This is a genomic window from Massilia rhizosphaerae (assembly GCF_016093545.1).
GTDB classification, from domain to species: Bacteria; Pseudomonadota; Gammaproteobacteria; order Burkholderiales; family Burkholderiaceae_D; genus Telluria; species Telluria rhizosphaerae.
This window is the reverse complement of record NZ_JADKYX010000002.1, coordinates 527,058-547,353: the sequence shown is the minus strand read 5'-3', so window position 1 is coordinate 547,353 and position 20,296 is coordinate 527,058. Positions and strand designations below refer to the sequence as shown.

Below are 20,296 nucleotides of genomic sequence, written 5' to 3'. Positions count from 1 at the left end.
GTTTGCGCGGGCCGGTTGACAATATGCCGATTCTAGTCCTAAAGATATTTTTGTTCTGTATTGCAATGTATCGTGCGCAGGCACACGGCCTGCCCGGCGCGGGTGCGTGCGAGTAAAATGTCGGGGTTCGCAATCCGAGATCCGCCATGTCCACCATCGAATCCCCCGACACCCTCACCCTCATCCGCCCCGACGACTGGCACCTGCACCTGCGCGACGGCGCGGCCATGGCCAGCGTGCTGCCGCACAGCGCGCGCCAGTTCGCCCGCGCCATCGTCATGCCGAACCTCAAGCCGCCCGTCACGACGGCCGCGCTCGCTGCCGAATACCGCGCCCGCATCCTCGCCGCGTTGCCGGCTGGCATGAGTTTTGAGCCGCTGATGACCTTGTATCTCACCGACAACACGGAACCTGACGAGATCCGCCGCGCGCGCGACACCGGCTTCATCCACGGCGTCAAGCTGTACCCGGCCGGCGCGACGACCAATTCCGCGGCCGGCGTGACCGACCTGCGCAAGTGCTACAAGACGCTGGAAGTGATGCAGGAGCTGGACATGCCGCTGCTGACGCACGGCGAAGTGACGGACCAGCACATCGACCTGTTCGACCGCGAAGCCGTGTTCATCGAGCGCGTGATGCGCCCGCTGCGCCACGACTTCCCGGAACTGCCGATCGTGTTCGAGCACATCACGACGAAGGACGCGGCCGAGTACGTGGCCGAGGCCGAAGGCCCGATCGCGGCGACGATCACGGCGCATCACCTGCTGTACAACCGCAACGAGATCTTCCGCGGCGGCATCCGCCCGCACTACTACTGCCTGCCGGTCCTGAAGCGCGAGGAACACCGCCTGGCGCTGGTGACGGCTGCGACGAGCGGCGACGAGCGCTTCTTCCTCGGCACCGACTCCGCGCCGCACGCCGTGCACACGAAGGAGACGAGCTGCGGCTGCGCCGGCTGCTACACGGCGCTGCACGCGATGGAGTTGTACGCCACCGCCTTCGAACAGGCCGGCGCCCTCGATAAACTGGAAGCGTTCGCGAGCCTGAACGGCCCGAACTTCTACGGCCTGCCCGTCAACGAGGGCACGATCACCCTGAAGCGCGAAGCGTGGAACCTGCCGGCGACGGTGCCGATGGGCGAGCACGACCTCGTCCCGCTGAACGCGGGCGAACAGATCACCTGGAAGATGCTGTAACGGGGATGTTCGCGGACATCGACTGGACGCGGCCGTGGTTCGACACGGTCCGTCCCGCTTTCGAGAGCCTGGCTGCCGGCCCGTTCATTGACACGTTCAATGCCAATGCGGCGCGGCTCGGGCTTGCGAATGCCGGCGGCCAGCCGATCCGCTTCGTGCCCCAGGCCGAGCTGCCGGAAGGGATGGCGTACGAAGCCTTCATCGGCGCCACGGGCCGCGTGCCCACGCGCGCGAACCTGCACGATTTTTTCAATGGCCTCGTGTGGCAGACCTTCCCGCGCATCAAGCGCGCGCTGAACGCGCTGCAGGCCGCGCAGATCGCGCAGGCGGGCGTCGGCAAATCGCGCGGATCGGCGCGCGACGCCGCCACCATCTTCGACGAGAACGCGGCGCTGCTCGTCGTGCGCGGCGATGCGGAAGGCCGCGCGCTCGTCGACGACCTGCGCGCGCACCGCTGGCGCGACGCGCTGTTCGACAAGCGCGCGATGTTCGGCCGCGACGCCGAGCCGTGGCTGTTCGGGCACGCGCTGATGGAAAAGCTCGTCGCGCCGCGCAAGGCGATCACGGCCCACGTGCGCGTCGTGTTCGCTACTGACGACTTTTTTGCGTTTGAGCGCGACGGGCGCCGCGACTGGATCGACGTCGTGGTGTCCAAGGAGATCGCGGCCGAGGGCCTGTCCACGGCCGGCTTCACGCCGCTGCCCGTGCTGGGCGTGCCGGGCTGGTGGCCGGACCAGGGCGAGGCCTTTTATCTCGACCACACCGTGTTCCGGCCCAAGCGGCCGGCCAGCCAACCTCAAGGAGGACGCCATGACTGACAAGGTACGTTGGGGCATCCTTGGCACGGGCAAGATTGCCAAGGCCTTCGCCACCGCACTCAAGGACACGCCGGACGCGCAGCTCGCCGGCGTCGGTTCGCGCAATCGCGCCAGCGCCGCGGGGTTCGCGCGCGAATTCGGCGGCGCGGCGTACGCATCGTACGAAGACCTCGTGACGGCGGGCGACGTGGATCTCGTCTACGTCGGCACGCCGCATCCCATGCATTACGAGAACGTGCGCCTCGCGCTGGAAGCCGGCAAGGGCGTCCTGTGCGAGAAGGCATTCACGGTCAACCGGGACCAGGCCGAGGAACTGGTGCGGTTCGCGCGCGACAAGAACCTGTTCCTGATGGAGGCGATGTGGACGCGCTTCCTGCCCGCGCTGGCGGAGGTGCGCCGCATCGTCGACTCGGGCGAGATCGGCACCGTGCGCCAGGTGAACGCGGACCTCGGATTCAAGGCCGACGTCGGTCCCGAACACCGCCTGTTCAATCCCGTGCTGGGCGGCGGCGCGCTGCTCGACCTGGGCATCTATCCGCTGTCGATCGCGCTGGCGCTGCTGGGACCCGTGGAGACCGTGCTGGCCCAGGCCGACCTCGGCCCGACCGGCGTCGACGAGCAGACCGGCATCCTGCTGCGCCACGGCGGCGGCGGCATGTCCGTGTGCAGCTGCTCGCTGCGCGCGCGGCTGCCGAGCGAGCTGACGATCGCGGGGGAGCGCGGCCACGTGCGCATGAACACGATGTTCTACCGCACGCAGACGGTGACGGTGGCGCGCGCCGACGGCATCTCGCGCACCGTGCCCACGCCCTACATCGGCAACGGCTACGTGCACGAGGTGATCGAGGCGCAGCGCTGCTGGCGCGCGGGTCTCGTCGAAAGCCCGGGCATGACGCATGCGGACACGTTGGCGCTGATGGGCGTGATGGACGAAATCCGGCGCCAGATCGGCCTGTCGTATGCCGCCGACCATTCATCGACCACCAAGGAGAATCCATGAAACGCGATCCCCGTTCGACCAGCCGCATGCGGCGCCTGAATGCCCGCCAGCGCAAGAAGCTGCGCGTCGGCGAATTCCGCGAGCACTGCTTCGACGTCGAACTCGTGTTCCACAGCCCGATGCGCGGCGCGCCGTATCACGACTTCATCAACGACTTCTTCGGCGCACTGGAAGAACGGGGACTGCTCGGCGGCGGCTTCGGCGGCCGCGAGCCGTTCAGCGAGACGGAAGGCGTGGTCGCCCGCATCGAACGTGGCTCGCCGTCGGAGGACGACCGCGAGGCCGTGATCGCGTGGCTGCGCGCGCGGCCGGAAGTCGTCGATGCGCGCGCCCGCGAGTTCAAGGATGCCTGGCACGGTTACGGCTTCTAACGGCTGAGATGTAAGGATCTGTCAGCGCGGTAACCGATTGTAAAGCCCGTCAACAGACGGGTGGGCCGCCTCGTTTAAGGGACAAGTGCAGCGCAAACGACGCGCACCGAACCCCAAACACTCTGAGGACCCTTCATCATGAAAAAGACCATCGCTACCCTGATCGCCGGCCTGTTCGCAACCGCTGCCTTCGCCCAGGCGCCCGCGCCTGCCGCCGCCACCCCGGCCAAGACCGCGGCCGCAGCCAAGGTCGAAGCCAAGCAGGAAAAGCAAGCCGCCAAGGCCGACGTCAAGGAAGCCAAGAAGGACGCGAAAGCCGATGTGAAGCACGCCAAGAAGGAAGCCAAGAAGGAAGCCAAGGCCGACGTGAAGGAAACCAAGAAGGAAGCCAAGGCCGACGTGAAGGAAGCGAAGGCCGAGCACAAGGCCACGAAGGTCGCGGCCAAGTAATCCCGGTCCCCGCACTTCAAAAAGCCCGCGCGATGCGGGCTTTTTCCGTTTACGCAGGCGCGCGCTCAGCCCGCGACGACCTGTCCCGGGCGCAGTGGAGCATACGTGGCCCGGTAGTTCTTCGGGCCGACGAACGGCAGCAGCAGGTTCCGGATGGCCGCCGGCAGGCGGGCAGCCCTGGACATCTTGTCCGTCATCGCCTGCACGTGGGCGACGCGCTGGCGCCTGACCGTTTCGAAGCGGGCCGCCGCCTGCGACCAGTCGCTGCCGTCCGCCAGGATGCCGGACAGCGCGTTCGCATCCTCGAATGCCAGTGCCCCGCCCTGGGCCCAGACGGGCGCCGTCGCGTGTGCGGCGTCCCCGATCAGCACGACGCGCTCGTTGCCCCACGACGGTATCCGGACTTCCTCGAGAGGGGAATGGTGGATGTTGCCGGGATGCGCGTCGAGGAAGTCGGCCGTGCGCCGCACTTCGGGCGGAAATTGGCGGAACACGTGCGCGAGGCCGTGGCTGCCGTCGACGTCGCTGCTGGCCCAGCCATACACTTCGCCGTTGCCCAGCGGGATCAGCAGGAACAGCCCGGACGGCCCGGCCCACACCGTCCAGCAATCGATGCCGGGGTCGGGCGCGAGGAAACGCCAGCTCGACGGGGACAGCATGGCGGCGCGCGTGGCCGCATCGGGAAACACGAGTGCCCGCGTGCGCGAATGCACGCCGTCCGCGCCGATCGCGATCCGGCCGGTGAAGGCCTGCTGGCCGGCGGTCGTCACGGTGACCGCGGACGCATCCGCCGCAATGCCCTCGACCTGGCTCGACATGCGGAACATCGAGTCGGGCAGGCCGTCGCGCAACAAGTCCATCAACTCGTTCCGCTTCACGCACCGGGGCCGGCAATCCTGTCCCCAGAACGCATCCTCGTCGATGTCGAACAGCATCCGGCCGCGATGGTCGCGGTATTCGCGCCGCTTGGTCGGCCGGCCCATCCCGGCGATCCTCTCGCCGAGTCCCATCTCCTGCAACGCCGCAATCGCGTTACCGGGAAGATTGATGGCGAAACCTTCGTTCGCAAACGCTGCGCGCCGTTCGAGCGTGACGACGCCGATGCCCGCCTCGTGCAGCTGCCGGCTGATCGCCAGTCCGGCCAGGCCGCCGCCCACGACGATCGCATCGAAATGATGAGTTGACTTCATGTTGGATTGTTATATGAAAACAATAATCATCCCACAAGTCCCGGCGGCGGAACGCGGATGATGCCGGCGTAAGCATCTGTCAACGCAGTAACCGTTTGTAAAGCGCGTCAACAGACGGACGGAAGGGCTCGTTGAAGGGATAAGTGACACGCAGACTATGTGCACTGGACCGACAACCTAAGAGGATCCTTCATCATGAAAAAAACCATCGCTACCCTGATCGCCGGCCTGTTCGCCACCGCAGCGTTCGCCCAGGCGCCCAGCGCCAAGCAAGCCGTGCTCGTCAACAATGCGGATTTGAAGGCAGAGAAGGCCGAGGCCAAGGCACCGAAAGCCGAGACGACGACGCATGCCGATGCGAAGGTGGCCAAGACGCATGCCAAAGCCGCGAAGTCGAGCGCCAAGCATGCGCAGCACAAGGCCAAGCACGTCGCGAAGACCGAGACCATGAAGGAAGACGCGGCCGCCACGGCGACGCCGACGCCGGCGGCGGAAGCCGCTCCGGCAACTGCCGCCACGCCGGCAACTCCCGCCGCTCCGGCGACCCCGGCCGCACCCGCTGCACCCGCTGCACCCGCTGCGGCGCCGGCCGATGCGGCCACTCCAGCCACTCCAGCCACCCCGGCTACTCCGGCGACCCCGGCCGCCCCGGCACCTGAAGCGGCCCCGGCGCCTGCCGCGCCCGTCACCCAGTAAATCCGTCGTCCGACGGCGCGCGGACGCGGTTCACGCGCTGTCGGCCCCGACGCTCGCCGTGGCAAGCATGCCTGCCGATTACGCCGGCATGATCCTGCGTGACCGGGCACCATGGCGCGCATTACCGGCCGGCCCGCCCGTCGCTTCGACGATTTTGCGCATGCGGCGGCCGAGGTGTGGGCAGTCCGGTAAGCACAGGGCGTCCGGGTCGCTTGGCCCGGAATGCTGTACTTTCCACGCCTCATCCACGGCTCTCGTCTTCAATCCGCCGGCAGATACTTCACGCATGTCCCCATCTGCGCGCGCGGCACGAACACCGTTGGTGTGCCATCCGCGTACCCGCCTACCTCGTACAAATTGAAATGAAAGGCGACACCGCCCGAGGTGGGTGTGAACGGGACTGTGCCCCGTCCGTCCAACCCGCCCCTTCCGGCCTTGGGCATCGCTTTCGCACGCAGCCTGGCGACCAGATACGCCGAGATTTTCGCCCGGCAGGTGTCGTCCAGGTCGATGAAGGCGTCCAGGCCGAGTGGCGTCATGGTTCGGCCGTCGATACGGTACTGCCGGGTCTCGAACTGCCCGTCGCCGTGAGCGCCGCCCGAATCGCCCCACACCGTCGCCATGAGCGACACCAGTGAACGCGAGCGCCACCGGATACGGACATCGTTCCTGCATTCGCCCTCGTCGCGGCAGATGCCGGCCCGTTGGCGGATCCAGGCGTCCGCGTCCGGATCGCCCAGCGTCGGGAAGAAGGCCGAGAACACGAAACCGTTTTGCTTGTAGTAGGGATTGTCGGCCAGGTCGGGTGGTGCAGGCCGCGTCACCACGATGCCGGTGTAGGGCACGCTGCGTCGCAGGGTGAACGAACGCGGCTTGCCGCCCGGCGCGGTCACGGTGCCTTGGCCCGATGCGCGGTCAGGCGCCAGCGTGATCGTATAAATGCTGCCGTTCTCCGCGCTGCGCTCATCCAGCACTTTCAGGCGGATGTTGGAGCCGACGGCATCGACGGCAAACAGATGCGACGGCTCGCCCTGGTAATGGCGCGGTTCCCAGACCGTCTGGACGAAGCTGTCGGCATCGCGCTTCGACACCCCTGCCGGTGCCGGATAGGCGACCTCGATCTCCAACGCGGCGCCGTCTTCGAATCGGCCGTCGTACAACGCGCCGGCGTTCCATTCGATGCGGTCAGGCGCCGCCATGAAATTTTCTGCCAACGGCACGTCGGCATAGGCGGCATGCGCCTTTACGAAAAGCAAGACGCCGAACGTCAACGCTTTCATCGAGACCTCGCACGAGAAATTGAACAGCAGCCCGGCGATTGTACGTCGCTCATGTAACGGCTTTATTTCCGAGAAACGGGACACAATGAATCGATTTACTATTCTTGATTGGTTTCGGACCGAGTTAACCTAGATCAACGAAATTCACTGCCCAGGTCAATATACTGCATGCATGGCTAAAAAATTTCCCATCCATCCAATACACCCGGAGCGTGTGTGCTGGGGATGTGACAAGTATTGCCCTGCGGATTCACTCGCATGCGGAAACGGTTCGGTGCGCACGCAGCACCCGGCCGAATTATTCGGCGATGATTGGCAGGAGTGGGGACTCGATTCGACCAATGACGACGATTCTGCCCCCACGTGAATGCAAGATTCCCTCAAGCGCCCGGATTCCGCGCTGGAGTTTGTAAGCAATTGTCAGCACGGTAAGCGTTTGTAAAGCTCGTCAACACCCACCCGGCCGACCGCGTTTCAGGAGCAAGTGACACGCAAACGACGTGCACTGCCCCGACAAACTTCAAGGACCGTTCACCATGAAAAAGACCATCGCTACCCTGATCGCCGGCCTGTTCGCCACCGCAGCCTTCGCGCAAGCCCCGGCGCCTGCCGCCACGACGACGCCGGCTGCGACGCCCGCCGCCGTGAAGACCGAGGCGAAAGCCGACGTGAAGGAAGCGAAAGCCGATGCGAAGGCCGCCAAGGTCGATGCGAAGGAAGCCAAGGCCAGCGCCAAGCACGCCAAGCACGCCAAGCACAAGGCCAAGCACCACGTGGCGAAGACGAAAGCCGCCAAGGACACGACCGTCGCCGCCGCAGAGCCGGCACCGGCACCGGCCGCCAAGTAATTCCGTAGTCCCCCCGAAAAGCCCGCGCGACGCGGGCTTTTCGCATTTCGGCCGCTTGCCCCGGGCAATTCATGGCGTCGCCGCGTCGCGGTGCATTGCGCGAAACAGCCCGGGGCTGATGCCGAAGCGGCGCGCGAACGCCTTCGACAGCTGGGCCGGCGTCCCGTAACCCGTCTGCGCGGCGACGGTCTTCAGTGCCAGTGACGTCTGCAGCAGCGTGCGCGCATGGTCCAGGCGCAGCGTCTCGACGAAGCGCGCCGGCGTCTCGCCCAGCGCGTCCGTGAAGCGGCGGTGGAACGTGCGGGGCGACATGCCCGCGCGTTCCGCCAGGCCGGCCACGTCCAGTGTGTCGTCCAGGTGCGTGCGGATCCAGTCGACGAGGTCGGCGAACGGACTGTCCGCCTTTTCCTGCGCCGCCAGCACGGTGCTGAACTGCGACTGGTAGCCGGGCCGCCGCGCGTACAGCACGAGCCGGCGCGCGATGGCGTTGGCGACGGCGTCGCCCAGGTCGCGCGCGACGAGCGCGAGGCACATGTCGATGCCGGTGGTGACGCCGGCCGATGTCCACACGCGGCCATCCTCCACGTAGAGCGCGTTTGCGTCGACCTCGATGGCCGGATGCTTGCGGCCGAGGATGGCCGTCGCCTCCCAATGCGTGGCGACGCGCTTGCCGTCCAGCAGGCCGCACGCGGCCAGCGCGAAGGCGCCCGTGCACACGGAGCCGTAGCGCCGCGCCCGCGCGCAGGCGCGCCGCAGCCACGCGCTTGCCGCCGCGTCGCGCGCGAGCGCCTGCAGGCCCTGCTTGCTGCCGCCGGCCACCAGCACGGTGTCCAGCGCTCCCGGCTTGACGCTCGCCAGCGACGCCGTCACGACGGCCAGCCCGCAATTGCTCGTCACGTGACCGCCCTGCGGCGACAGGATGTGCATGCGGTAGAACGGTCGGCCGAGGCGATGCATGGCGGCGTCGTTGGCGGCGCCGAACACGGCGGCGGGGCCGGTGACGTCGAGCACCTGGACGTCGTCGAAAGCGATCAGCGCGATCTGGCGGGATGTGGAAGGCATTGGCAGGATTCGACACAAGATTGACATTGCTGCCAATGCTAGCCCATTCCTAGAATGGCGTCATTCATCATCGACAATGACCCGGAGCCCGCCATGAGTGCACCCCTTCACATCGGATTTCTGCTGTTCCCCCACGTGACCCAACTCGACCTCACCGGTCCCGCCCAGATCCTCAGCCGCGTGCCCGGCGCCCAGGTGCATCTCGTGTGGAAGACGTGCGACCCCGTGCCGACCGACGTCGGCTTCACGATCAATCCGACGACCACGTTCGCGGACTGCCCGCCGCTCGATGTGCTGTGCGTGCCGGGCGGTTTCGGCATCGAGCACCTGTTCGGCGACGCCACCACGCTGGCCTTCCTGCGCCGCCAGGGCGGCCGCGCGCGCTACGTCACCTCCGTCTGCAACGGCTCGCTCGTGCTGGGCGCGGCCGGGCTGCTCGCGGGTTATCGGTCCGCGTGCCACTGGATGTGGTTGCCGTTGCTGGAGCACTTCGGCGCCATTCCGGTGGCCGAGCGCATCGTGCGCGACCGCAACCGGATCTCCGGCGGCGGCGTGACGGCCGGGATCGACTTCGGCCTCGCGCTGGCGGCCGAACTGGCCGGGGAAGACGTCGCGCGCACGATCCAGCTGGCGCTCGAATACGATCCGCAGCCGCCGTTCGACGCCGGCTCGCCGCACAGCGCCGGCCCGGAGCTGGTCGCCAAGCTGCGCGCGTTGCAGGCGCCGCGGCTGGCGCGGGTCGAGGCGGCGCTGGCGAACACGGTCGCGCTGTAAGCATTTGTAAAACGCGTCAACAGGGCGGCGGGGTGGGCCGTTTTCAGGCACAAGTGATACGCAAACGTGATCACCGACACCCAACGCTACCGAGGACCCTTCATCATGAAATACACCATCGCCACCCTGATCGCCGGCCTGTTCGCCACCGCCGCCTTCGCCCAGACCCCGGCACCGGCGACCGCCCCGGATTCGGCCACGCCGCCGGCCGTCGCCAAGGCCGAAGCGACGCACGACAAGCAGGAAGCCAAGGCGACCAAGAAGCATGTGAAGAAGGCCAAGCACCACAAGAAGGCCGCGGCCAAGGCCGAGCAGAAGGAAGCCGCGAAGGATGCGGCGGCCGATACCACGGCGCCGGCTGCGGGCAAGTGATGCATGGTGGGCACGGGGTGCCCACCCTACGGCCACGAGGAACAGGTAGGGGCACACCGTGCCCACCAATCAAACCTTGAGGAATTCCTCGCGCCCGCCCAGCCAGCGCTGCAGGTGGGCGTCCACGATCGCCTCCATCTCCGGCCGGTCCGATCCGAGCAGCCACGCCGCCACGTCGCGCGCCTGTTCGACGATCCACTGGTCCGTCTCCAGGTTCGCGAACCGCAGCATCGCCTGGCCGGACTGGCGCGCGCCGAGGAATTCGCCGGGACCGCGGATCTCCAGGTCGCGCCGTGCGATCTCGAAGCCGTCCGTCGTCTCGCGCATCGTCATCAGGCGCTGCTTGGCCACGGGGCCCAGCGGGCTCTGATACAGCAGAAGGCAGGCGCTGGCGGCGGAGCCGCGGCCCACGCGGCCCCGTAGCTGGTGCAGCTGCGACAGGCCGAAGCGCTCCGCGTGCTCGATCACCATCAGCGACGCGTTCGGCACGTCCACGCCCACCTCGATCACCGTCGTCGCCACGAGCACGTGCACCGCGCCCGCCGAAAACGCATCCATGATCACCTGCTTTTCCGCCGGCTTCATGCGGCCGTGCACGAGGCCGACGACGAGGTCGGGGAGGGCTTCGGCCAGCGTCTCGTAGGTCTCGGTGGCCGTCTGCAGCTGCAGCGCTTCCGATTCCTCGATCAGCGGGCAGACCCAGTACACCTGCCGGCCTTCCTGCGCGGCCGCGTGCACCCGTTCGATGACTTCGTCGCGTCGGTTCTGGTCGATGGCGCGCGTGACGATGGGCGTGCGGCCCGGCGGCAGCTCGTCGATGATCGACACTTCCAGGTCGGCGTAGTACGTCATCGCAAGGGTGCGCGGGATCGGCGTCGCCGACATCATGAGCTGGTGCGGCACCAGGCCGTCGCTGCCCTTGTTGCGCAAGGTGAGCCGCTGGCCGACGCCGAAGCGGTGCTGTTCGTCGACGAGCACGAGGCCCAGCTTCGCGAATTGCACGGAGTCCTGGATCAGGGCGTGCGTGCCGATCACGAGCTGCGCTTCGCCCGACTCCGCCATTTCGCTGGCCGCCGTCTTTTCTTTCTTTTTCAGGCTGCCCGTCAGCCACGCGACCTTCACGCCCAGCGGTTCCATCCAGGCCGCGATCTTGCGGAAGTGCTGCTCGGCCAGGATCTCCGTCGGCGCCATCAGCGCGGCCTGGTAGCCGCTGTCGATGGCCTGCGCGGCCGCCAGCGCCGCCACGACCGTCTTGCCGCTGCCGACGTCGCCCTGCAGCAGGCGCTGCATCGGGTAGTCCTCGCGCAGGTCGCGGCGGATTTCTTCGACCACGCGCTGCTGCGCATTGGTCAACTTGAACGGCAAGGCCTGCAGGAATGCGGAAGACAACGCGCCCACGGCGCCCAGGATCGGCGCGCCTTTTTCGCGGCGCGCCTGCTGCGCGCGTTTCAGGGACAGCTGCTGCGCGAGCAGCTCGTCGAATTTCACGCGGGTCCAGGCCGGGTGCGTGCGCTCCGTCAGCGCGTGCTCGTCGACGTCCGGCGGCGGGTAGTGCAGCAGGCGCACGGCCGGCTGGAACTCGGCCAGGTTGAGTTTTTCGCGCACGGCGCGCGGCACCGTGTCGGTCCAGTCCACGCGCTTCATCGCGTCCGCGATCGCCCTCCGCAGCACCGTCTGCGACAGGCCTTCGCCGGACGGGTACACGGGCGTGAGGGCGTTGGGCAGCGGCGCGCCCTCGTTGACGATCTTGTACACCGGGTGGACCATCTCGGCGCCGAAGAAGCCGTGCCGCACCTCGCTGCGCGCACGCACGCGCGTGCCCTCGGCCAGTTGCTTGACCTGGCTGCCGTAGAAATTCATGAAGCGCAGCTGGATGTCGGACGTGTCGTCGGCGATGGTCACCAGGAGCTGGCGCCGCGGCTTGTACGCGATTTCGTTCTTGATCACGACGCCTTCGACCTGGGACACGTGGCCGCCGCGCAGGCAGGCTTCGCGGATGGGCACGATCTGGGTCTCGTCCTCGTAGCGCATCGGCAGGTGCAGCACGAGATCCATGTCGGTATGCAGGCCGAGCTTGGCGAGCTTGCTCTCGATGCTTTTCGGTGCTGTCTTGGCTGCGGCTTTGGCCGCCGGTTTCGCGTTCGTGGCTGGCATGGCGGTTCGTTGGCGCGTGTTGTCGGCTTATCAGGATTCGGACATGATGGTGATGGCCTGCGCCCCTTGTGCCGGAATCCGGGTGTAAAATAATGGGTTCGCCGCACGCTGTAGCCCATATTGTAAGGCGCCACGCCGAGTTTTTCCCAGATGAGCAAAACGTACTCCCTCTCCGATTTCGATTTCGACCTGCCACCCGAGCGCATCGCCCAGGTGCCGCTGCCCGACCGCAGCGCGTCGCGCCTGCTGCAGCTGGACGGCGACCGCATCACCGACCGCACATTCTCCGACATCGTCGACCGGCTCCAGCCCGGCGACACGCTCGTGATGAACGACACCCGGGTGCTGAAGGCACGCTTCTTCGGCCAGAAGGACACGGGCGGCCAGGTCGAGGTGCTGGTCGAGCGCGTGCTCGATCCGCGCACGGTGCTGGCGCAGGTACGCGCGTCGAAGTCGCCGAAACCCGGTTCGCGCATCCGCCTGGCCGATGCGTTCGAGGTCGGTGTCGGCGAGCGCGCCGGCGAATTCTTCACCTTGCACTTCGACGGCGACGTGTTCGAGCTGATCGAGGCCCATGGCCGCCTGCCGCTGCCGCCGTACATCGAGCACGACGCCGACGATTTCGACGAGCAGCGTTACCAGACCGTCTATTCATCGGCGCCGGGCGCCGTCGCCGCCCCGACGGCCGGCCTGCACTTCGACCGGCCGCTGCTCGACAAGGTCGCCGCGAAGGGCGTGCGCATCGCCTACGTCACCCTGCACGTGGGCGCCGGCACGTTCCAGCCCGTGCGCGTGGAGAATCTCGCGGAGCACAAGATGCACAGCGAGTGGTACACGATCCCGCAGGAGACCGTCGACGCCGTGCGCGCCGCGCGCGAATCCGGCCGCGACGTGGTCGCCGTCGGCACGACGTCGCTGCGCGCGCTGGAATCGGCGTCGCAGTCGGGCGAGCTCGCGGCCGGCAGCGGCGACACGAACCTGTTCATCACGCCGGGCTACCGCTTCAAGACGGTCACGCGCTTGATCACCAACTTCCACCTGCCCAAGTCGACGCTGATGATGCTCGTCTCGGCCTTTGCCGGCTACGATGAAATCCGCAAGGCGTACGCCCACGCGATCGCCAGCGAATACCGCTTTTTCAGTTACGGCGACGCGATGCTGCTCACCACGCAAGCAACCGAGCGGGCACGCGCAACCAAGGACACGATGTAACCCATGCTCGAATTCACCCTCCTCAAGAAAGACACGAGCGGCCTGTCGCACGCCCGGCGCGGCCGCCTGAAACTGAACCACGGCACCATCGAGACGCCGATCTTCATGCCCGTCGGGACCTATGGCTCCGTCAAGGCGATGGCGCCGAACGAATTGAAGGAAGTCGGCTCGCAGATCATCCTCGGCAATACCTTCCACCTGTGGCTGCGCCCGGGCACCGAGGTCATGGACAAGTTCGGCGGCCTGCACGGCTTCATGGGCTGGGACAAGCCGATCCTCACCGATTCCGGCGGCTTCCAGGTGTTTTCGCTGGGCGCGATGCGCAAGATCACGGAAGAGGGCGTGAAGTTCGCGTCGCCCATCGACGGCTCGCGGCTGTTCCTGTCGCCCGAGATCTCGATGCAGATCCAGCGCTCGCTGAACTCGGACATCGTCATGCAGTTCGACGAGTGCACGCCGTACGAGATCGACGGCCGCCCGGCGACCGCCGAGGAAGCCGCGAAGTCGATGCGCATGTCGCTGCGCTGGGCCCAGCGCTCGATGAACGAATTTAACCAGGGCGAGAACCCCAACGCGCTGTTCGGCATCGTCCAGGGCGGCATGTACGAGCGCCTGCGCGACGAATCGCTGGCCGGGCTGGAAGAGATCGACTTCCCGGGCCTGGCCATCGGCGGCCTGTCGGTGGGCGAGCCGAAGGAAGACATGATGCGCGTGCTGCAGCACGTCGGCCCGCGCCTGCCGGAACACAAGCCGCACTACCTGATGGGCGTCGGCACGCCGGAAGACCTGGTCGAGGGCGTGGCGAACGGCGTCGACATGTTCGACTGCGTGATGCCGACCCGGAACGCGCGCAACGGCTGGCTGTTCACCCGCTTCGGCGACCTCAAGATCAAGAACGCCCGCTACAAGGACGACCCGGCGCCGCTGGACGAGACGTGTTCGTGCTACTGCTGCAAGAATTTCTCGCGCGCCTATCTGCACCACCTGCACCGCTCCAAGGAGATCCTGGGGGCGCGGCTGAATACCATCCACAACCTGCATTATTACCTGAACCTCATGCAGGAGATCCGCGATGCGATCGATGCGGATCGGTTTCATGCGTTCCGGCTGCAATTCAACGCGGAGCGCGCGCGGGGCGTCTAATTTGCCCACCATGGCGTCGCGTTGACGCATGCGCTTGGTGGGCGCGGGGCGTCCACCCTACGAAATGCGGATCGCATATCGCGCCGGTGCGGTCATAATTAAATTTCCAACAACGTCTTGCATTCGGGCATGCCGTTCCCACATGGCGGAAACTGGCTGTTGACAGTTTGCCGGTGCTAGAATACAGCGCTTGTTTTTTCATCTCATACAATCGGAGTCCTTGTGTTCATTTCCAACGCGTACGCGCAAACCGCCGGTGCCGCCGATCCGGGTCTGATGGGCAACCTCACCACGTTCGCCCCGCTGGTCCTGATGTTCGTGGTCATGTACTTCCTCATGATCCGTCCGCAGCAAAAGCGCCAGAAAGAGCTGAAATCGATGATGGATGCGCTGGCCAAGGGCGATGAAGTGATCACCGCCGGCGGCATGCTGGGCCGCGTCACCAAGGTGACCGACACTTACGTGAACATCGAAGTGGCGGCCGGCACCGAAGTGGTCGTGCAGAAGAACGCCGTGACCGCGCTGCTGCCCAAGGGCACGCTGAAGTCCCTGTAATCCGGCCGCGCGGCCCGCGCCGCGCTTCCCGCCCGATCCTGACCGCTGGAACATCATGAATCGTTACCCCCTCTGGAAATACATACTGATCCTTGTGGCAGTGCTGCTCGGCCTGCTGTACACGGCGCCCAACTATTTCGTCGATTCGCCGGCGTTGCAGGTGACGACGTCCAAGGCGACAGTCAAGATCAACAGCGACACGGTCAGTCAGGTTGCCGACGCGCTCAAGCGCGACGGTATTCCCACCGACGGCGTGGCGCTGGAAGGTTCGGGCGACAGGAGCGCCGTGCGTGCGCGCTTCGCGACCCCGGACATCCAGTTCAAGGCCAAGGCGGCGCTGGAGCGCGACCTGAACCGTGACCCGGCCGACCCCGACTACATCGTCACCGTCAACCTGGTCAAGAACACCCCTGCCTGGATGCAGGCCCTGAACGCCAAGCCGCTGAACCTCGGCCTCGACTTGCGCGGCGGTGTGCACTTCCTGCTGCAGGTGGATGCCAAGGCCGTGCAGGAAACGCGCATCAAGAACGTCCTGTCCAGCGTCCGCACCGAGCTGCGCGAAAAGAACGTGCGTCACGCCGGCATCGAACGCGTCGGCAACAATATCGAGATCAAGTTCCGCGACGAAGCCACCCGTACCGAGGCACGCAACCTGCTGGCCGGCCAGAATCCCGACCTGGCGTTTGCGGAAGCCGCCGACGGCACCGACCTCAAGCTGCTCGTCACCCTCAAGCCGGAAGCGCTGCAACGCGCGGTGGAGCAGGGCGTCAAGCAGAACATCAGCGCGCTGAGCAAGCGCATCAACGAACTGGGCGTGAGCGAGCCCGTGATCCAGCAGCAAGGCCGCGACCGCATCGTCGTCCAGCTGCCGGGCGTGCAGGACGTCGCCCACGCGAAGGACATCATCGGCCGCACCGCCACGCTGGAATTCCGCGTGACCGACGATACCGTCACCCCGGGCACCGAACTGTCCGCCGCGATCCCGCTGAATTCGGAACTGTTCACCGAAGGCCCGGGCGCGCCGGTCGTCGTGTCGAAGGACGTCCTCGTCTCCGGCGACTCGGTCGTCAACGCCGTCGCCAGCTTCGACCAGAACCAGCGTCCGGCGGTGAGCATCGAGCTGAACGCCGACGGCGGCCGCAAGATGCGCGCCATGACGCGCGAGCGCGTCGGCAAGCGCATGGCCACGCTGCTGAAGGAAAAAGGCAAGTACACCGTGCTGCAGGTCGCGACCATCCAGAGCGAATTCGGTTCGAACTTCCAGACCACCGGCATGGCCAGCCCGCAGGCTGCCGCCGAGCTGGCGCTGCTGCTGCGCGCCGGCGCGCTGTCGGCACCGATGGAATTCGTCGAGGAGCGCGTCGTCGGCCCGCAGCTGGGCGCCGAGAACATCGCCAAGGGCCTGCATTCGACGCTGTGGGGCTTCGTGGCGATCGCCATCTTCATGATGATCTACTACCAGCTGTTCGGCTTCTTCAGCGTCCTGGCGCTGGCCTGCAACCTGCTGTTCCTGCTGGCCCTGCTGTCGATGCTGGGCGCGACCTTGACCCTGCCGGGTATCGCGGCAATCGCGCTGGCGCTCGGTATGGCGATCGACGCCAACGTGCTGATCAACGAGCGCATCCGCGAGGAATTGCGTGCGGGTAACACGCCGCAGGCATCGATCGCGGCCGGCTTCAGCCACGCCTGGGCGACCATCCTCGACTCGAACGTGACGACCTTGATCGTCGGCCTGGCGCTGCTGGTGTTCGGTTCGGGCCCCGTGCGCGGCTTCGCCGTCGTCCACTGCCTGGGCATCCTCACGTCGATGTTCTCGGCCGTGTTCGTGTCGCGCGGCGTCGTGAACCTGTGGTACGGCCGCCAGAAGAAGCTCGGCAAGATCGCCATCGGCACCGTCTGGAACAACGGTGCGGCAGCCGCGGGCGCCAAGCCGGCCGTCAAGAAATAAGGAGCGGGTAGAACATGGAATTTTTCAAGATTAAACGGGACATCCCGTTCATGCGCCACGCGTTGATCTTCAACGTGATCTCGGCGCTGACCTTCGTCGCCGCGGTGTTCTTCCTGGTGACCAAGCACCTGAACTTCTCGGTCGAGTTCACGGGCGGTACGGTGATGGAACTGCGCTACCCGCACGCGGCCGACCAGGAAAAGATCCGCCGCACGCTGGAAAAGCTGGGTTACGAGCAGCCCGAGGTGTCGAGCTTCGGCACCGCGCAGGACGTCATGATGCGCCTGCCGATTCGCCAGGGCGTGCCCGGTTCGGGCACGTCGGCCACGGTGTTTGGAGCGCTGTGCGCGGCGGAATCCGGTACGCCGAAGCAGGTCGAGCAGACCACCGCCAAGGGTGAAACCGTCGCCCACACGAGCTGCGTCAATGCGGCGGGCGCCGAAGTGCTGAGCCAGCAGCGCGTGGAATTCGTCGGCCCGCAGGTCGGCGACGAGCTGGCGCAGAACGGCCTGAACGCGCTGGTCATGGTCGTGATCGGTGTGATGATCTACCTGGCCGTGCGCTTCGAGTGGAAATTCGCGGTGGCGGCGATCATCGCCAACCTGCACGACGTCGTGATCATCCTGGGCTTCTTCGCCTTCTTCCAGTGGGAATTCTCGCTGACCGTGCTGGCCGGCGTGCTGGCCGTGCTGGGTTACTCCGTGAACGAATCGGTCGTGATCTTCGACCGGATCCGCGAGACCTTCCGCAAGGAGCGCAAGCTGTCCGTGACCCAGGTCATCGATCATGCGATCACCAGCACGATCTCCCGTACGATCATCACCCACGGCTGTACCGAGATGATGGTGCTGTCGATGCTGTTCTTCGGCGGCGAGACGCTGCACTACTTCGCGGTCGCGCTGACCATCGGTATCCTGTTCGGTATTTACTCGTCCGTGTTCGTGGCGGCCGCCATCGCGATGTGGCTGGGCGTCAAGCGCGAGGACCTGATCAAGCCGATCAAGGCGAAGGACGAAACGGACGGCGCCGTCGTCTGATTGCGATCGCCCCCGACAAAGCCGCCCGGCCTGGCCGTGGCGGCTTTTATCTTTATGGGGTAGATCAAAACGGCACTGCTTTGATATAAAAGATTTTTCTTTGTGTGAAGCAGCGCACAGAGCGCTCATGCGGGGCTGCCTTACCATGGGCTCGTCTCTTTCAGGACATCCCTAGTTTTGGACTTCACCCGCTCCCGCAAGGAGCGGGTTTTTTTTGTCTGTCTCCCCGCTTGCATACTCCTGCGTAGGCATTTTTACAGATGGGTAGGAAAATTTAACAGAGTGTGAGTCAGCGCACAGAGTGCCGAGGTGGCGGACACTAAGATGGACTCGTCTCTTTCAGGACATCCCTAGTTTTGGACTTGGCCCGCTCTCGTAGCGGGCATTTTTTTGGGCTGTGTTCGCGTTATTTCAGTAACCCGACTGCAATGGACTAACCGGGCTGGACCGCGGCGCGGAGCAGATGCCCGGGCGTCGTCAGGTGCCGCGCATCCAGCATGCGCTGCCATCCCGAGTAATTGATCAGGTAGCGGCTCGCGACGCCACGGAACCGGACCAGCCAACTCTTGAAGCGGCTGTGCCAGCTGTTCACATTCTGGATGTGGATCGCGCCACGCGCCCGGATGCCGGCCTTTACGTTCACCCACTCGTGCGTGATGCCCGCTTGCGCGGCGAAATGTCGATAAGCGACGGCACCGTCGCTGATCAGTAACACATCGGCCGGCAACACCGGCTTGAGGCAGCGATCAAGTTGCGCGGCCGTCACTTGACCTCGCCCGGTGTGAAAATCGAGCGTCTGGCCGCTGCGGTCGCGCGCGACCAGCAGGCAATCGTGTTCTCGATTGATGCCGCGCCGTCTCGCCACGCCGCCGCGCTTCCTCGGCTTGCGCGTCAAATGGCGCGAGCCCTTCTGCGATTCGAGGCGATACGTTTCGTCCGCCTCGACGATGGCCGACAGCGTCGCAGGCCGGTCGCGCATCGCGCCGGGCACGAAGCGATGGCGCCACCGGAAGCTGGTCGTGCGGTGCACGCCGACGACGCGCGCCGCGTCACGGACCGTGCGCGATTCCAGGATGCATTGCAGATACGTCAGCCAGCACTCTTTTTTGCGCAGCCGCGCGAGTGGCGTGCCCGTCAGCGCGTTATAGCTGCGTCCGCAGCCGAGGCAGCGAAAGCGCTGCAAGCCGCTGGCCTGGCCGCAGCGGTGGACGTGGCCGCAACCGCAGCGCGGACAGGGCCGACCTCTGGCCGCGGTCTCGATCAGCGCGATGCACTCCGTCGGATCTGCGATGCTCGCGATCCATTCCCGCAACCGGACCAGGTCGGTTGCCGACAACGGTACCGCGGTCAACGTGGCAAAGATTTCGTCGAACTGCAGGCTGCGCATCGCCGCTCCCCATGAGTTAACTCGACGATGCGTATGACCGCTGCAACCGGATTCCGTTCGCAGAACTAACGCGAACACAGCCCAATAAAAAACGTCGTCCGTGCTCGCGCAGGGACGACGTCGGTGCAGCAGACCCGTCGCCGGGTCCGGGGAGGGAATCAGAAACCGTATTTCAGGCCGACCGTGTACACGTCCGCCTTGGCGCCGAACGCCTTGTCCTTGCCATAGCGCTCGTACTCGGCGTTCACGGCCAGCTTCTCGTTCAGCTTGTACTCGACGCCGACGCCGCCATACAGGCCCGTGTCGTAGTTGTTGACCTGCGTGCCCAGGTTGCTGCTGAACTTGCGCTCGTTGTAAGCGACGCCCACCTTGCCGTAGCCGGTGAAGCGTTCGCCCAGCGGCATGCTGTACTTGCCGGCGACATAGGTGCCGGAACCCTTCACGGTGCCGCCGGCGACGTTTTCCTTGTCGAAGTTCGTGTAGCCGGCTTCGACGCCCCAGTTCTGGTCGAACTCGTAACCGCCGTAGACCTTGGCGTTCGTCTTGTAGTCGTCGGTCGACTTGTTGTCGGCGGTGGCCGCGCCGATGCCGACGTAGGCGTGCGGTGCGGTGGTCTGGGCTTGGGCGCCGCCGGCGACGGCGGACGTGGCGATCAATGCGAGCAGCAGTTTTTTCATGGTTCACTCCTTAGTGTTCTCGGGCTCGCGATTCGTCGTGAATCGCAATGTGGCCAAGATAGCACCATGTTTCCCTAAGAGAAGTTCTTAATCGGTAAGGAATGTAACAAGATGAAAGTAAATGAC

General features: G+C 65.8%; 21 protein-coding genes. 15 read left to right on the top strand and 6 right to left on the bottom strand.

What is annotated here, in order from left to right; all coding sequences use genetic code 11:
• Nucleotides 1-146: 146 nt before the first annotated feature.
• The 5 genes from pyrC to ISF28_RS05540 all read left to right on the top strand — a co-directional run bounded on the left by pyrC (nt 147) and on the right by ISF28_RS05540 (nt 3,835).
• The gene (gene pyrC, locus ISF28_RS05560) at nt 147-1,196 is read left to right on the top strand and encodes a dihydroorotase (protein WP_198116140.1); all 1,050 of its coding nucleotides are present in this window, start codon (nt 147-149) and stop codon (nt 1,194-1,196) included.
• A gap of 5 nt (nt 1,197-1,201) precedes the next feature.
• On the top strand, nt 1,202-2,014 hold the full coding sequence (locus ISF28_RS05555; protein ID WP_198116139.1) for a DUF3025 domain-containing protein: 813 nt from the start codon (nt 1,202-1,204) through the stop codon (nt 2,012-2,014).
• Nucleotides 2,007-3,014, top strand: coding sequence for a Gfo/Idh/MocA family protein (locus tag ISF28_RS05550; protein WP_198116138.1), 1,008 nt, complete (start codon nt 2,007-2,009; stop codon nt 3,012-3,014). Before ISF28_RS05555 ends, ISF28_RS05550 begins: the two co-directional genes overlap by 8 nt.
• A complete protein-coding gene (locus tag ISF28_RS05545) occupies nt 3,011-3,385 on the top strand; it encodes a 50S ribosome-binding protein YggL (RefSeq protein WP_198116137.1) in 375 nt (124 codons plus the stop codon). The genes ISF28_RS05550 and ISF28_RS05545 overlap by 4 nt, the downstream gene beginning before the upstream one ends.
• Before the next feature lie 138 nt (nt 3,386-3,523).
• On the top strand, nt 3,524-3,835 hold the full coding sequence (locus tag ISF28_RS05540; RefSeq protein ID WP_198116136.1) for a hypothetical protein: 312 nt from the start codon (nt 3,524-3,526) through the stop codon (nt 3,833-3,835).
• 65 nt (nt 3,836-3,900) lie between these two features.
• Here ISF28_RS05540 and ISF28_RS05535 read toward each other — a convergent pair whose 3' ends face one another.
• A complete protein-coding gene (locus ISF28_RS05535) occupies nt 3,901-5,025 on the bottom strand; it encodes an FAD-dependent oxidoreductase (RefSeq protein ID WP_198116135.1) in 1,125 nt (374 codons plus the stop codon).
• 195 nt (nt 5,026-5,220) lie between these two features.
• Between ISF28_RS05535 and ISF28_RS05530 the strand changes: the two genes are divergently transcribed.
• Nucleotides 5,221-5,721: a hypothetical protein gene (locus tag ISF28_RS05530; RefSeq protein WP_198116134.1), complete on the top strand. Its 501-nt coding sequence runs from the start codon at nt 5,221-5,223 to the stop codon at nt 5,719-5,721.
• A 260-nt stretch (nt 5,722-5,981) separates the two neighbouring features.
• Here the strand turns inward: ISF28_RS05530 and ISF28_RS05525 are convergent, their stop codons facing one another.
• The gene (locus ISF28_RS05525) at nt 5,982-7,001 is read right to left on the bottom strand and encodes an RsiV family protein (protein WP_198116133.1); all 1,020 of its coding nucleotides are present in this window, start codon (nt 6,999-7,001) and stop codon (nt 5,982-5,984) included.
• Nucleotides 7,002-7,173: 172 nt separating this feature from the next.
• Here ISF28_RS05525 and ISF28_RS05520 point away from each other — a divergent pair, with 172 nt between their 5' ends.
• Together ISF28_RS05520 and ISF28_RS05515 are read left to right on the top strand one after the other, a co-directional pair.
• Nucleotides 7,174-7,368, top strand: a complete 195-nt coding sequence (locus ISF28_RS05520) for a DUF3079 domain-containing protein (protein ID WP_198116132.1) — start codon at nt 7,174-7,176, stop codon at nt 7,366-7,368.
• 169 nt (nt 7,369-7,537) lie between these two features.
• The gene (locus ISF28_RS05515; protein ID WP_198116131.1) at nt 7,538-7,849 is read left to right on the top strand and encodes a hypothetical protein; all 312 of its coding nucleotides are present in this window, start codon (nt 7,538-7,540) and stop codon (nt 7,847-7,849) included.
• Between the two features lie 69 nt (nt 7,850-7,918).
• Here ISF28_RS05515 and ISF28_RS05510 read toward each other — a convergent pair whose 3' ends face one another.
• The gene (locus ISF28_RS05510; RefSeq protein WP_198116130.1) at nt 7,919-8,911 is read right to left on the bottom strand and encodes a GlxA family transcriptional regulator; all 993 of its coding nucleotides are present in this window, start codon (nt 8,909-8,911) and stop codon (nt 7,919-7,921) included.
• Between the two features lie 93 nt (nt 8,912-9,004).
• On the opposite strand from ISF28_RS05510, the gene ISF28_RS05505 reads away from it, so the two are divergent.
• Nucleotides 9,005-9,685 carry a DJ-1/PfpI family protein gene (locus tag ISF28_RS05505; RefSeq protein WP_198116129.1) on the top strand — a complete coding sequence of 227 codons (681 nt, stop codon included), beginning with the start codon at nt 9,005-9,007 and terminating at the stop codon, nt 9,683-9,685.
• A gap of 105 nt (nt 9,686-9,790) precedes the next feature.
• Nucleotides 9,791-10,057 (top strand): hypothetical protein, encoded by a 267-nt coding sequence (locus tag ISF28_RS05500; protein ID WP_198116128.1) that lies wholly within the window; start codon nt 9,791-9,793, stop codon nt 10,055-10,057.
• A 69-nt stretch (nt 10,058-10,126) separates the two neighbouring features.
• Here ISF28_RS05500 and recG read toward each other — a convergent pair whose 3' ends face one another.
• Nucleotides 10,127-12,211, bottom strand: a complete 2,085-nt coding sequence (gene recG, locus ISF28_RS05495; protein WP_198116127.1) for an ATP-dependent DNA helicase RecG — start codon at nt 12,209-12,211, stop codon at nt 10,127-10,129.
• Nucleotides 12,212-12,361: 150 nt separating this feature from the next.
• Here recG and queA point away from each other — a divergent pair, with 150 nt between their 5' ends.
• From queA to secF, 5 genes are all read left to right on the top strand, one after another.
• A complete protein-coding gene (gene queA, locus ISF28_RS05490) occupies nt 12,362-13,423 on the top strand; it encodes a tRNA preQ1(34) S-adenosylmethionine ribosyltransferase-isomerase QueA (protein ID WP_198116126.1) in 1,062 nt (353 codons plus the stop codon).
• Nucleotides 13,424-13,426: 3 nt separating this feature from the next.
• The gene (gene tgt / locus ISF28_RS05485) at nt 13,427-14,566 is read left to right on the top strand and encodes a tRNA guanosine(34) transglycosylase Tgt (protein WP_198116125.1); all 1,140 of its coding nucleotides are present in this window, start codon (nt 13,427-13,429) and stop codon (nt 14,564-14,566) included.
• Between the two features lie 222 nt (nt 14,567-14,788).
• Entirely contained in the window at nt 14,789-15,121 is a 333-nt protein-coding gene (gene yajC, locus ISF28_RS05480; RefSeq protein WP_198116124.1) for a preprotein translocase subunit YajC, read from the top strand.
• Between the two features lie 55 nt (nt 15,122-15,176).
• Complete coding sequence (gene secD, locus ISF28_RS05475; RefSeq protein ID WP_198116123.1) at nt 15,177-17,069, top strand: protein translocase subunit SecD; 1,893 nt, start codon at nt 15,177-15,179, stop codon at nt 17,067-17,069.
• Nucleotides 17,070-17,083: 14 nt separating this feature from the next.
• Nucleotides 17,084-18,106 carry a protein translocase subunit SecF gene (secF, locus tag ISF28_RS05470; protein WP_198116122.1) on the top strand — a complete coding sequence of 341 codons (1,023 nt, stop codon included), beginning with the start codon at nt 17,084-17,086 and terminating at the stop codon, nt 18,104-18,106.
• 433 nt (nt 18,107-18,539) lie between these two features.
• Here the strand turns inward: secF and ISF28_RS05465 are convergent, their stop codons facing one another.
• Nucleotides 18,540-19,493, bottom strand: a complete 954-nt coding sequence (locus tag ISF28_RS05465; protein WP_198116121.1) for an IS1595 family transposase — start codon at nt 19,491-19,493, stop codon at nt 18,540-18,542.
• A gap of 158 nt (nt 19,494-19,651) precedes the next feature.
• Nucleotides 19,652-20,170, bottom strand: coding sequence for a porin family protein (locus tag ISF28_RS05460; RefSeq protein WP_198116120.1), 519 nt, complete (start codon nt 20,168-20,170; stop codon nt 19,652-19,654).
• Nucleotides 20,171-20,296: the final 126 nt, after the last annotated feature.

What these genes read in the sequence shown, in the direction of transcription:
- recG (WP_198116127.1), bottom strand. Translation starts at nt 12,211, where the DNA reads ATGCCAGCCACGAACGCGAAACCGGCGGCCAAAGCCGCAGCCAAGACA.
- ISF28_RS05510 (WP_198116130.1), bottom strand. Translation starts at nt 8,911, where the DNA reads ATGCCTTCCACATCCCGCCAGATCGCGCTGATCGCTTTCGACGACGTC.
- ISF28_RS05520 (WP_198116132.1), top strand. Translation starts at nt 7,174, where the DNA reads ATGGCTAAAAAATTTCCCATCCATCCAATACACCCGGAGCGTGTGTGC.
- ISF28_RS05525 (WP_198116133.1), bottom strand. Translation starts at nt 7,001, where the DNA reads ATGAAAGCGTTGACGTTCGGCGTCTTGCTTTTCGTAAAGGCGCATGCC.
- secD (WP_198116123.1), top strand. Translation starts at nt 15,177, where the DNA reads ATGAATCGTTACCCCCTCTGGAAATACATACTGATCCTTGTGGCAGTG.
- pyrC (WP_198116140.1), top strand. Translation starts at nt 147, where the DNA reads ATGTCCACCATCGAATCCCCCGACACCCTCACCCTCATCCGCCCCGAC.
- ISF28_RS05540 (WP_198116136.1), top strand. Translation starts at nt 3,524, where the DNA reads ATGAAAAAGACCATCGCTACCCTGATCGCCGGCCTGTTCGCAACCGCT.
- ISF28_RS05550 (WP_198116138.1), top strand. Translation starts at nt 2,007, where the DNA reads ATGACTGACAAGGTACGTTGGGGCATCCTTGGCACGGGCAAGATTGCC.
- ISF28_RS05530 (WP_198116134.1), top strand. Translation starts at nt 5,221, where the DNA reads ATGAAAAAAACCATCGCTACCCTGATCGCCGGCCTGTTCGCCACCGCA.
- ISF28_RS05460 (WP_198116120.1), bottom strand. Translation starts at nt 20,170, where the DNA reads ATGAAAAAACTGCTGCTCGCATTGATCGCCACGTCCGCCGTCGCCGGC.
- queA (WP_198116126.1), top strand. Translation starts at nt 12,362, where the DNA reads ATGAGCAAAACGTACTCCCTCTCCGATTTCGATTTCGACCTGCCACCC.
- ISF28_RS05535 (WP_198116135.1), bottom strand. Translation starts at nt 5,025, where the DNA reads ATGAAGTCAACTCATCATTTCGATGCGATCGTCGTGGGCGGCGGCCTG.
- ISF28_RS05505 (WP_198116129.1), top strand. Translation starts at nt 9,005, where the DNA reads ATGAGTGCACCCCTTCACATCGGATTTCTGCTGTTCCCCCACGTGACC.
- ISF28_RS05500 (WP_198116128.1), top strand. Translation starts at nt 9,791, where the DNA reads ATGAAATACACCATCGCCACCCTGATCGCCGGCCTGTTCGCCACCGCC.
- ISF28_RS05545 (WP_198116137.1), top strand. Translation starts at nt 3,011, where the DNA reads ATGAAACGCGATCCCCGTTCGACCAGCCGCATGCGGCGCCTGAATGCC.
- secF (WP_198116122.1), top strand. Translation starts at nt 17,084, where the DNA reads ATGGAATTTTTCAAGATTAAACGGGACATCCCGTTCATGCGCCACGCG.
- ISF28_RS05555 (WP_198116139.1), top strand. Translation starts at nt 1,202, where the DNA reads ATGTTCGCGGACATCGACTGGACGCGGCCGTGGTTCGACACGGTCCGT.
- ISF28_RS05515 (WP_198116131.1), top strand. Translation starts at nt 7,538, where the DNA reads ATGAAAAAGACCATCGCTACCCTGATCGCCGGCCTGTTCGCCACCGCA.
- tgt (WP_198116125.1), top strand. Translation starts at nt 13,427, where the DNA reads ATGCTCGAATTCACCCTCCTCAAGAAAGACACGAGCGGCCTGTCGCAC.
- ISF28_RS05465 (WP_198116121.1), bottom strand. Translation starts at nt 19,493, where the DNA reads ATGCGCAGCCTGCAGTTCGACGAAATCTTTGCCACGTTGACCGCGGTA.